Source organism: Candidatus Arsenophonus phytopathogenicus (genome assembly GCF_056113345.1).
Map to the genome: position 1 here is coordinate 1436243 of NZ_JBUIOB010000017.1, position 12352 is coordinate 1448594.

The 12352-nt window shown below is 34.8% G+C and carries 9 protein-coding genes, 1 other RNA gene and 2 pseudogenes; 8 read left to right on the forward strand and 4 right to left on the reverse strand.

Annotated features, from left to right (window positions below; genetic code table 11):
• The first annotated feature begins 134 nt into the window (after positions 1-134).
• From lon to AC01GB_RS11065, 5 genes are all read left to right on the forward strand, one after another.
• A complete protein-coding gene (gene lon, locus AC01GB_RS11045) occupies positions 135-2495 on the forward strand; it encodes an endopeptidase La (RefSeq protein WP_474451843.1) in 2361 nt (786 codons plus the stop codon).
• 232 nt (positions 2496-2727) lie between these two features.
• Positions 2728-3015: an HU family DNA-binding protein gene (locus tag AC01GB_RS11050; protein ID WP_474451844.1), complete on the forward strand. Its 288-nt coding sequence runs from the start codon at positions 2728-2730 to the stop codon at positions 3013-3015.
• Between the two features lie 159 nt (positions 3016-3174).
• Entirely contained in the window at positions 3175-5046 is a 1872-nt protein-coding gene (gene ppiD, locus AC01GB_RS11055; protein WP_474451845.1) for a peptidylprolyl isomerase, read from the forward strand.
• A 264-nt stretch (positions 5047-5310) separates the two neighbouring features.
• A complete protein-coding gene (locus tag AC01GB_RS11060; RefSeq protein ID WP_474451846.1) occupies positions 5311-5565 on the forward strand; it encodes a ComEA family DNA-binding protein in 255 nt (84 codons plus the stop codon).
• A gap of 2 nt (positions 5566-5567) precedes the next feature.
• Positions 5568-5678, forward strand: a complete 111-nt coding sequence (locus AC01GB_RS11065; protein WP_474451847.1) for a ComEA family DNA-binding protein — start codon at positions 5568-5570, stop codon at positions 5676-5678.
• A gap of 200 nt (positions 5679-5878) precedes the next feature.
• Here AC01GB_RS11065 and queC read toward each other — a convergent pair whose 3' ends face one another.
• Complete coding sequence (gene queC, locus AC01GB_RS11070) at positions 5879-6580, reverse strand: 7-cyano-7-deazaguanine synthase QueC (RefSeq protein ID WP_474451848.1); 702 nt, start codon at positions 6578-6580, stop codon at positions 5879-5881.
• A gap of 487 nt (positions 6581-7067) precedes the next feature.
• Between queC and AC01GB_RS11075 the strand changes: the two are divergent.
• The 3 genes and pseudogenes from AC01GB_RS11075 (at position 7068) to ffs (ending at position 10949) form a co-directional block, all read left to right on the forward strand.
• Positions 7068-8763 (forward strand): annotated as a pseudogene (locus tag AC01GB_RS11075) (SmdA family multidrug ABC transporter permease/ATP-binding protein).
• Positions 8756-10535, forward strand: a pseudogene (locus tag AC01GB_RS11080) (SmdB family multidrug efflux ABC transporter permease/ATP-binding protein). The pseudogenes AC01GB_RS11075 and AC01GB_RS11080 overlap by 8 nt, the downstream one beginning before the upstream one ends.
• Before the next feature lie 317 nt (positions 10536-10852).
• An RNA gene (gene ffs, locus AC01GB_RS11085) (signal recognition particle sRNA small type) lies at positions 10853-10949 on the forward strand.
• Positions 10950-11495: 546 nt separating this feature from the next.
• On the opposite strand, the gene AC01GB_RS11090 is transcribed toward ffs, so the two are convergent.
• The 3 genes from AC01GB_RS11090 to AC01GB_RS11100 form a co-directional block, all read right to left on the reverse strand.
• A complete protein-coding gene (locus AC01GB_RS11090) occupies positions 11496-11699 on the reverse strand; it encodes an HHA domain-containing protein (RefSeq protein ID WP_032115134.1) in 204 nt (67 codons plus the stop codon).
• A 62-nt stretch (positions 11700-11761) separates the two neighbouring features.
• A complete protein-coding gene (locus AC01GB_RS11095; protein WP_474451849.1) occupies positions 11762-12013 on the reverse strand; it encodes an Hha toxicity modulator TomB in 252 nt (83 codons plus the stop codon).
• On the reverse strand, positions 11991-12143 hold the full coding sequence (locus AC01GB_RS11100; protein ID WP_474451850.1) for a hypothetical protein: 153 nt from the start codon (positions 12141-12143) through the stop codon (positions 11991-11993). The genes AC01GB_RS11095 and AC01GB_RS11100 overlap by 23 nt, the downstream gene beginning before the upstream one ends.
• Between the last annotated feature and the right edge of the window lie 209 nt (positions 12144-12352).

The following is a 12352-nucleotide window of genomic DNA, read 5'->3' on the forward strand; positions in this document are numbered from 1 at the left end:
TTTGTGTTTAATACCGAATTAGGCTATTGAATATCAAAATTTTGTCCCCATGTAACTCTATATTTAAACTGAGGTTTCTCAAAACTTTTAAGGAAACCCTAAAATTGGCATAAGCTAAACGAAGAGAGAACCTTATGAATCTTGAGCGTTCCGAACGCATTGAAATTCCTGTACTGCCTCTGCGAGATGTCGTGGTTTATCCACATATGGTGATCCCATTGTTTGTTGGCCGCGAGAAATCGATTCACTGTCTTGAAGCTGCAATGGATCAGAATAAACAGGTCATGTTGGTGGCTCAAAAAGAAGCATCGACTGATGAGCCAGGAGTAAACGATCTTTTCTCTGTAGGGACAGTTGCTTCTGTTTTGCAGATGCTAAAACTACCAGATGGTACGGTTAAAGTCTTAGTTGAAGGTCTGCGTCGTGCAAAAATCACTACGCTAACAGATAATGGAGAATATCTCATTGCCCAGGCTGAGTATTTTAGTTCTCCGACTGTTGATGAAAAAGAGCAAGAAGTCTTAAATCGGACAACCATTAATCAGTTTGAAGGCTATATTAAACTGAATAAAAAGATCCCACCTGAAGTATTAACATCATTGCATTCTATTGAACAATCGGACAAATTGGCTGATACAATCACTTCTCATATGCCGTTAAAACTAGCGGATAAACAGCGTGTATTAGAAATGGCTGATGTGGTTGAGCGCCTTGAATATTTGATGGCAATGATGGAGTCTGAAATTGATTTACTGCAGGTTGAAAAACGTATTCGTAATCGGGTTAAAAAGCAGATGGAGAAAAGTCAGCGCGAATACTATTTGAATGAGCAGATGAAAGCAATTCAGAAAGAATTAGGTGAGATGGAAGACGCGCCTGATGAATATGAAATGTTCAAGCGCAAAATCGAAGAAGTTAAAATGCCTAAGGAAGCTCGGCAAAAAGCGGAGGCAGAATTAAAAAAATTGAAAATGATGTCACCTATGTCTGCTGAAGCGACAGTTTTACGGAGCTATATTGATTGGATGGTGCAGGTCTCGTGGAATGCTCGTAGTAAAGTTAAAAAAGATTTGCTGAAAGCTCAGGAGACACTGGATAGCGATCATTATGGTTTAGAACGTGTTAAGGAACGTATTCTTGAATACTTAGCTGTGCAAAGTCGCGTGAGTAAAATTAAAGGGCCAATTTTATGTTTGGTGGGACCGCCTGGTGTTGGTAAAACATCATTGGGTCAATCAATTGCTAAAGCGACAGGGCGTAAATATATTCGTATGGCACTTGGTGGTGTCCGTGATGAAGCAGAAATTCGTGGACATAGACGAACATACATTGGCTCTATGCCCGGGAAACTTATTCAAAAAATGGTAAAAGTGGGTGTTAAGAACCCCTTATTTTTGTTAGATGAAATTGACAAAATGTCTTCGGATATGCGTGGTGATCCGGCATCGGCTTTACTTGAAGTACTTGATCCAGAACAGAATGTTGCGTTTAATGATCACTATTTAGAAGTTGATTATGACCTTTCTGATGTGATGTTCGTTGCGACTTCGAATTCGATGAACATTCCAGCACCGTTATTAGATCGTATGGAAGTGATCCGTCTTTCAGGTTACACCGAAGATGAAAAACTTAATATTGCCAAAAAACATTTGTTACCTAAACAGATTCAGCGAAATGCATTGAAAAAAGGTGAGCTTACGATCGACGATAGCGCAATTATTGGTATTATTCGTTATTATACCCGCGAGGCTGGTGTTCGTGGTTTAGAACGTGAAATTTCCAAATTATGCCGTAAAGCAGTAAAAGCACTACTGATGGATAAATCATTGAAACATCTTGTCATCAATGAAGATAATCTAAAAGACTATCTTGGTGTGCGTAAAGTTGATTACGGTCGTGCAGATACCGAAAATCGTATCGGTCAAGTGACGGGTTTAGCTTGGACAGAAGTTGGTGGTGATCTATTAACTATTGAAACCGCTTGTGTACCTGGCAAAGGTAAACTCACTTATACCGGATCCTTAGGTGAGGTTATGCAAGAATCGATTCAAACGGCGTTAACTGTAGTTCGGGCACGAGCAGAAAAGCTAGGTATTAATGCTGATTTCTACGAAAAACGGGATATTCATGTGCATGTACCTGAGGGGGCAACACCAAAAGATGGTCCCAGTGCAGGAATTGCAATGTGCACAGCGTTAGTTTCTTGTTTGACCGGTAATCCTGTACGAGCAGACGTAGCGATGACTGGTGAGATAACATTACGAGGATTAGTGTTACCAATTGGTGGTTTAAAAGAAAAATTGTTAGCCGCTCACCGTGGTGGTATAAAAATCGTGCTAATTCCCGATGAAAATCGTCGAGATTTGGAAGAAATACCCCAAAATGTTATCGCAAATCTAAAAATTTACCCAGTAAAGACCATTGAAGAGGTTTTTTTTATTGCACTACAAAATCCACCCTTTGGGATGGAAATAGTGACTAAGAAATGCTCTTAATGCATTGATTTAAATTGAAAATTTAACATAAACTTAAAGCTGATAAATCTTAAATGATTTATCAGTTTTTTTTATCCACTAAATAATTTAAGTAAACAAATCTATAATTATTTGGCTGTAATATGTTTTCTTGCCATACTTTTGTAGTATTGATACGACGGTGTCATCTTTTTGTGAACCGTCAGCAATATGTTTGTTTAATCCATAATTAATAAAATGGGGGATGATAGGCGTGAAAAAGAAAGAGCTAATAGAAAAAATTGCTAAAGAGTCAAAGGCTGCTAAATCAGTCTCTGAGAGCGTGTTAAATGCATTTCTCAAAATTGTATCTCAAACTCTCAAAAAAGGAGATAAAGTTCAGTTAATAGGCTTTGGCTCTTTTGAAGTTAAAAATCGTCCAGCACGTCCTGGACGTAATCCTCAAACAGGCAAGGCCATTAAGATAGCTGCGGCAAAGGTACCGTCATTTAAAGCTGGCCAAGGATTAAAAGATACGGTTAACGGCCACAAGAAAAAATAAGGATTGAGGCATACTGTTAACGGATAAACTAAAATTGAATCAATTGTTTTAGTAAGTTAGGATCGAGCGTATCATAAAGGTGATGCGCTTTTTTCTTTTACGCTAAAATAGCGTATTATGCGTGTATTTACTTTGACTAAAACGGAGAGTAGCCTCTTTATGATGGACAACCTACGCACGGCGGCGAATAGTCCTGTGCTAAAAATAGTATTTGTGATTATTATCCTATCTTTTGTGCTTACCGGCGTTGGTGGTTACCTGATTGGCGGTTCAAGTAATCACGCGGCGAAAGTGAATGGCACAGCAATTAGTCAAGTTCAATTACAGCAAGCTTTTCAGCAGGAAAAGCAAGCATTACAAGAACGACTAGGTGATCAATTTACTGAAATTGCCAGCAGCGAGCAAGGGATCCAGATGTTGCGTCGTCAAGCTTTAGAACGTTTAATTGGTGTGACATTGCTTAATCAATATTCAAATCAATTGGGTTTAACGGCGAGTGATGAGCAAATTAAGCAAGATATCTACAACATGCCGATATTTCAGACTGACGGGTATTTTGATAGTGAAAAATATCGGGCTATTTTATCTCAACATAATGTTAATGCCGATGATCTTGCCCAAGAAATACGACAAAATTTGATTAACCGTCAACTCAGTAAAATGTATGTGACAGATGAATTTGTCTTACCTGAAGAAATTAAGTCCTATGCTGAGTTACTTTTACAGCAACGTGAAGTGAAAACAGCAACTATATCGCTTGCTAACTATCAATCTAAACAAACGGTTACAGATAAAGAATTACAAGATTACTATAATACACATCAGAACAGTTTTATTTCACCCGAACAGGTACAGGTTAGTTATATTAAGTTAGATGCCGCTTCTCAACGTGAAAATGTGGCAGTCAAAGATGAAGAGCTGAAAAGCTATTATGAGCAAAATATAGCTAATTTTACGCAGCCTGCGCAAAAACATTACAGCATGATCCAGTTGGCAACAGAAAAAGAAGCCGATTCCGTTGCTAAAGAATTGGCTGGTGGGGCTGATTTTAAGCAATTAGTTACCGAAAAATCGACAGATAAATTTAGTGCAGCAAATCATGGTGCTCTTGGTTGGATGGAGGCGACTTCAACGCCAAGTGAAATTATTGCTGCGAATCTAACTAAAAAAGGACAGATTTCTGGCGTAATAAAATCGGCTAGCAATTATATTATATTTCGTCTTGATGATATTAAACCTGAAGTAATAAAACTTTTTCAGTCAGTAAAAACTGAGATTGCCGATAGCCTAAAAAATGAAAAAGCGATTAATGCATTTTATTCATTACAGCAAACTGCAAGTCGCGCGGCGATGGATGATAACGAATCGTTAGCAGCAGCTGAAAAAGTTACTGGTATTAAAGCGGTAACAACAGATTGGTTTAGTCGTAATAATCTTCCTGAAGAAATAAGATTTGATAAAGTGGCTGATTCTATTTTTAACGGCAACTTATTAGATAAAAATGGGCCAACAGGTATTAACTCAGATGTTATTAATGTCGATGGTGATCGTGCGTTTGTGATTCGAGTTGAAAAATATAAACCAGAGGTAACACAACCATTCGATGAGGTGAAAAAATCAGTAGCTGAATTAGTCAAGCTTAATAAAGCTACAAAAGGGATGGAAGCAGAGGGCAATAAATTGCTGACCGCATTAAAACAAGGGACAGGTGAAGCGGCTTTGGCAAAACAGGGTATTACCTTTGGTGAGGCAAAGATTATCAAACGTTTTGATCAAAATGACTCATTGGCTGAGCAAATTTTTCAGATGCCAATTCTTAAAGAAAATACACCGACTTATCTCAGTAGCAAAGATAGCAAAAATAATTTAGTGATTATTCAATTGGTCAAAGTTACTCAGGGGCAACCGATGGAAGATGAATTAAAAGTTTTTTCGCAACGCTATAAAATGATACTTGGCGATGTGATGATGGAATCACTGATGTTGAATTTACGTGATAAGGCTAAAGTCGATTTAGGCCGAATTGAGTAATTTGCGATCGACTTCCACATAATTTTATACAATTACATAAATTAGAGGCTGCGCTTGTGCAGCCTCTTGCTGTTATATCATTTTATTGTCGTAATGTTTTTTTTATTCTTGTATCTTATCCATTGCTTAGAAAGTCTGTTTTTTTATAGAAAATTATCACAGAATTGCTTAGCAAACTGCCATAAAGCGTATACATTAGGGAAATATAATATCAATTTTGGTAAATAAATATTGATTTTTACTAATTAACAAGGAGGTTATAAGATGTTTCTAATAATAAAAAAGAAACTAATATATACAACTAGGATCTTAATTTTTGCGATAGGATTTTCTCATACCGCATTTGCCCAATCTGATCAGCTAAAAGTAGTTAATGATCAAACGCAAACTGGAACGAAATCAGTTATAAATAAAACAGTCAAGCGACAGTTGATGGATGATAAAGTTAATATCAATACTGTATCTGAAGAGGAGTTGGTGGAGAAATTAAATGGGATCGGATTGAAAAAGCACAGTTAATCGTGTTACATCGTAAGAAATTTGGAGAATTTAAGTCAATCGAACATCTTCAAGATGTGCCAGGTATTGGTTTAGGTTTTATTGAAAAGAATCGTGAGAAATTAACCTATTAATACATAATAGGAGCTCAGAGGGAATTATTAATCTCAGTTCCTTATTCATTACACCAGTATACGCTAGAAGTGTAAGATTATATTTAAGCCAAAAGTACTAAAAATAATTTATTGTATCTTGTATTAATTAATATAGTGGCATTGATTGTAAGTTAAATTGGCTTATTGTTTGAATATCGTTAAATAGTATTTATTTAAAATCATTTAAGGTGCGTTTTTTGTTTTAAAGAGGACATGATTGCTTGTCGATGATTAAGATAATATTTTAATCCTTTTGCACGCAGATGGCAAGCAGCACATTGTTGACAACCATTGCCTATGATACCATTGTAACAAGTAAGGGTTTTATTTTGTACTAATTTTAATGAGTGGTAATAATCGGCTAGTGCCCAAGTCTCGGCTTTATTTAGCCACATAAGAGGGGTTTCAAAGCGAATTGGTTTAGCTATACCCAGACAAATAGCTTGATTGAGCGCTTTAACGAATTCATCCCTACAATCAGGGTAACCAGAAAAGTCTGTTTCACAGACACCGGTTATAACCACCTCAGCTTGAACTTGGTAAGCATAAATAGCAGCAAGTGTTAGAAATAAAATATTACGTCCTGGAACGAAAGTATTGGGTAATTCACTTTCAATACTTTTTTCATGGGAAGGTATTGGAATGTTGTCGCGAGTTAGGCTACTGATAGCAAGTTCATTTAATAATCCGACATCCAGTATTTTATGTGCTGCGATGTTAAAATGGTGGCATATTTTTTGAGCAGCAACAATTTCAGCACTATGACGTTGAGCATAATTGAAAGTGATACAATGAACTTCGTTATATTGTTTTATTGCTTGTATAAGACAAGTGGTCGAATCTTGTCCGCCACTAAATACAATAACTGCTCGTTTCGTCATGCTTAATGTTATCCATCGATAAAGTACAAGTAACAAATTTTGCTAGTGAAGATGATACGTTATGTTACCGAGTTTAATCTAGTTTAGATATCCTTAATTGGGAAGATATATTCATAGTATTATATTATTTGTCTAAATTATAAAATATGAATTATTTTATTCTGACTATTTATTATCGGTAGCATATTAATTTTATGTAATTATGCGATAAAAATGCTATTATTTGTTGAATACATCCTGATATTACATTGCTTATAAAGCTGATAAAGTCAGGTTGTTAAAAATATTTTATATAACATTATAACATTTGGTGGGTTACGATAGTTTTTATAAACATATAGTCAACAATATAGCTAATTGAATTGATTATTTTTATTTTTGATTGAGAAAATAAAATATATCACAATTTTGTTTGTATCTGATTAATTTATTGAGCTGTATTTTATTATATTTTTTGATGCAATGTTCAATATCAGGATAAAAAAATGTGAGATTATTTTCTCAATTACGTTGGTATTTTTTAACTGAGTGGCGCCGGTATTTTGGTGCTGTTATGTTATTAATTTTTATTGCAGGGTTACAACTTATTCCTCCACGGCTTGTTGGCTTTATTATTGATGGTATTAGTAAGCAAATCATGAGTATTAAACAACTTTTGGGTTGTATAAGTGTGATGGTGCTTATTGCATTTATTATTTATGGATTGCGTTATATTTGGCACTTCTTATAAATTAGCTGTAGAGTTAAGACAAAAATTTTATCAACAATTTAGTCGCCAAACTCGCGAGTTTTATTTACGACATCGAGTAGGCGATTTTATTGCACGTACAACAAATGATGTTGATCGAGTTGTCTTTGCGGCGGGAGAAGGTGTCCTGACACTAGTATGGGTTGTGCTGTGTTAATTGTCATGGGCATAGAGATTAGTTGGCAACTGACCCTGCTTTCATTGCTACCAATGCCAATCATGGCAGTCATTATTAAGCGATATGGTGAGCAACTGCATACACGCTTTAAATCTGCTCAAGCGACATTTTCTTCTCTCAATAACTATGCCCAGGAAAATTTAACTAGTATCCGTATGATTAAAGCGTTTGGTATCGAAGATCACCAATCCCATCAGTTTGAGATTGCCGCATTAGAGGCTGGACGTAAAAATATGCATGTTGCTAAAGTTGATGCGAAATTTGACCCTACAATCTATATTGCGATAGGTGCTGCAAATTTTTTGGCGCTAGCTGGATGGTTTTGCATAATAAAATGACATTAGGTGATTTGACCAGTTTTGTTATGTATTTAGGACTTATGATATGGTCAATGTTAGCACTTGCTTGGATGTTTAATATTGTTGAGCGTGGAAGCGCTGCGTATAGTAGGATTTGTGTTTTATTTGAACAACGCCCATCAATTATTGATGGAAAACAGTGTTTACAGCAAAGAGTTGGTCAATTGAAGGTGAATATTCTGCAATTTAATTATCCAGGTGCTGCAATATCTTCCTTACATAATATTGTATTTCATATACAGCCAGGGCAATTAGTTGGAATTTGTGGTCCAACCGGGGCAGGAAAAACAACATTATTATCATTATTACAGCGCCATTTTGATGTTATTGATGGTGAAATTTTGTTCCAATCTATTTCTCTGACTAATATTCAGCAGGGAGACTGGCAGTGGTGAACCAAATACCATTTCTATTTTCCGATACCATAGCGGGTAACATCGCTTTAGGTAAACCAACTGCTAGCCAAACAGAAATAGAGGAAGCGGCGAGACTAGCTGATGTATATGAAGATATTTTGCGTTTACCTAATGGATATAGCACACAAGTTGGTGAGCGTGGCATTATGTTGTCTGGTGGACAAAAACAACGTATTTCTATTGTAAGAGTACTATTATTTAATACTGAAATTTTGATATTAGACGATGCTTTGTCTGCGGTAGATGGAAAGACTGAAAATAGAATTTTAAAAAATTTACGCCAGTGGCAAGGGTGTCATACTATCATCATTAGTGCCCACAGATTGTCTGCATTAGTGGATTCAGATCAGATACTTGTATTGCAGCAAGGTACTATCTTATCTCAAGGTACTCATCAGCAATTAATTGGAAAACCTGGTTGGTATCGAGATATGCATAGCTATCAGCAAATTGAAGCCTCATTGGAAAATGAGCATGAATAATCGTCGTCGTTTATGGCCATCTTTAAAACGCTTATTAATTTATGGAAATTCATTTCGTAAACCGATAATTATTGCTGTTTTGATATCCTGGATAGAGCTGGGGCAGAAATTTGTGGGCCCCTTTTGGTGAGTTACTTTATTGATAATATGTTAGCAACAGGTTACATGCCGTTGAAAAGCACGGGTCATATTAATAATAATTTTTTTGCATCACAAATTATTGCTGCCATTTCACACTATTATCAAACAATCTTATTTAATCAAGCCGCTATCAGAGTTGTTTAAACATTACGTACAGATGTGATGAGTGCCGCTATCAGGCAGCCATTGAGTATTTTTGATAATCAACCAGTAGGGCAACTGATTTCTCGAGTGACAAATGATACTGAAGTGGTTAAGGAGCTATTTGTAACCGTTATTTCGACTATATTTCGTAGTGTAGCGCTAATTATTGCCATGTTAGTAGCGATGTTTTTTTAGAGTGGAGAATGGCAATGGTTGCTAGCTTAATTTTCCCTGTAGTATTTTTGGTCATGGTAATTTATCAGCGTTTAAGTACACCAATTGTTCGTCGAGTACGTACTTACCTAGCTGATATTAATGATGGTTTTAATGAAATAATTAACGGCATGACTATTATTCAACAATTTAGGCAATGAGCCCGATTTGGTGAGAAAATGTTAGCAGTGAATCGCCAGCACTATATAGCCCGGATGCAGGCATTAAAGTTAGATAGTATTCTTTTACGCCCACTATTGAATTTCTTTTCTGCACTAACTCTTTGTGGATTAATTCTATTATTTGGATTTAAGGGGATAGATGTTATTGGTGTTGGAGTATTGTATGCGTTTATTAATTATCTTGGGCGTTTAAATGAGCCATTAATTAAATTAACCTCACAACAATCTGTATTACAACAAGCGGTAGTTTCAGGAGAAAGAATTTTTGAATTGATAGATAGCCCTCGACAATGTTATGGCTGTGATCAATTACCTTTATTGTCAGGGTGCGTGGATATGAAAAAGCTTTCTTTTGCTTATCGTGATGATAAATATGTATTGTACGATATTGATCTGCAGATAGAGGATAACGAATTTGTCGCATTAGTTGGGCATACAGGTAGTGGAAAAAGCACGATTACTAACTTATTAATGGGATACTATCCATGGCAAAAAGGACAAATATTACTCGATGAACGCCCGTTATGCTTACTTTCTCACCATGTGTTGCGTAATTCTATTACTATAGTGCAGCAAGATCCGGTTATTTTAGCAACGACTTTGTTTGACAATATCGCTCTGGGAAGAAAAATTTCAGAACAGAAGGTTTGGCATATTTTGGCAACTGTGCAGCTTGTTGATTGGGTATATAAATTGCCTGATGGCTTAAATACTCTGTTAGGTGAGCAAGGTAACATGCTATCTGCGGGGCATAAGCAATTATTGGCATTAGCGCGTGCTTTAGTACGAACGACGAAAATTTTAATATTGGATGAAGCAACGGCCAATGTCGATTCGGGAACTGAGAGAGCAATCCAAAAAGCTTTACAGTTAATTCGTCGGCAGACAACATTAATCGTTATTGCTCATCGACTTTCTACCGTTATAGACGCGGATAAAAATTTTGTTTTACATCGTGGAAAAATCGTTGAGCAAGGCAAACATAATCAATTATTACGACACTCGGGGCTTTATGCTCAGATGTACCAATTGCAACAAATTGGTAATTTATTACATACTGATAGCGTAGAACGTCTAGATGTGGTTAATTAATCTTTTTTCTATTTTATTCTTACTTATTTGTGGATTTTTTATTAATATATTTTTATATTTCATATTGAAAATTGTTTTTTCATCACTTCGAAGATTGGTAAATTAAGATTATACTAGATTAGATACTTATTTTGTTGTAAATAAGGTCAACTTTAATCTTTTTTGTTATTATTTATATACTGTTAAACTATTTGTATGTTTAATATTATCTATTTGAATAAGAAAACAACACTTGATTTCTGTTTTCTTGCTATTTGAATATGAATAGCGCATAATGCGTGCCTCTGTTGTTCATATAGAGCCATTCAATGGGGTCCTGTTGGTTTTCCCGCAATGCTAACTTGTTAACTGGGTCAGGTCTGGAAAGAAGCAGCCATAGCAAGGGGTGTATGTGCCGGGATGTCGCTGACAGGACTCCGTCAGTTTAACACTTCTAAGATATTTATATTTTTTCAGATAAAATTAATCCAGTTAACAAAAATTGTTTTTATGTTGAAAATTGCTAAATTAATTCAATATGGTTGGTTTTTTACATAGAGAAAAATTTCAATTAATTTGATGAGTTTTCATTTTAATCTAAATGCCAGTTTTTGGTTTAGTTTTTATAGAAAAATAAGATTATGTGAAATTAAGAATTTTGATTAATGATACAATTGAATTATTAATTAAAAAATAAATAGCATTACATTGATTGTTTTCATAAATAGTTATTGTTTAGGTATGGTTTTTATTAATGAAAAAGAGCTATGGTTGAGTGAGGATAATTATAGGGTTATTTTTTGATTAAGTGAAAATATAAATATGGTTCATTGTTTAATCTAATAAGGTAAGCAACACCACGATATAATTATCCGTGCAATGAATCAATATTTTAAGTTATATAGTTATTAATAAAAGCCTATAACGGCTATCGGCTAAAATTATAACCATATCCTATCTGATAAAGGAAAGATTTACTTATTAACGAACATATTTCCAAACTGACGAAGGAATTTTGTCATAAAGTTTATTCATTGTGAGCTCTGCTAACCTATGGTCTGCGGCAGAATAAAATAATTCAAGTTCGTCTTCAGATAATTCATATTTGTTTTTTTCGATTACGCGCTCCAATGTTTCGATAGTCGTACATCTTCTTAAGCGCCTCAGATAGTCAATTTTAGTCATAATTTCTTTTCTTTAAATTATAGATGTATAAATATAAAATATGAATGTTATTGGCTGTTGCGTCAAGTGTTACTTAATGAATATTTTATATCATTTGTTAATATTTCAACCAAATGCTCATTCATTTTTTGCCAATCAGAAATATCTGTTAGGCTCATTACAGGTTTACCAAATAGGTTATAAGTTTCATCCAAATATTCGTCAATAAAAATAAAAAGGTTTATGTTATTCGGATATTTTAATTTAAATTGACCAATAAAATCTGTGATATGATCAATTAATACATTAAGTTTAACGCTTTGAATCGGAACCAAGATCATTTTTCCAATGAGTTTTTGTCCTATGCAAAGTTAACATCGCTTCACGATATAGAGCATCACATAAATACTTTAGCACTAAGATATCATAACTCCTTGGTGAGTACTCATCCATAATCACCTCCATTTAAACCACAGATTACGGGTTATTACTCATTTTTATTGCATAATACTGCTAAAGATGAAGAAATTATCATTGAATTAATATATTGTTTTATTTTTTGTAAAATCAAAACACTATTAATTATGATTGTTACCAAAATTATAAATGGGTGTCGATAAACAATCAGAAGAATGTAGATAATTTATAAAATTTATACTTGTGTGAGCATAGCA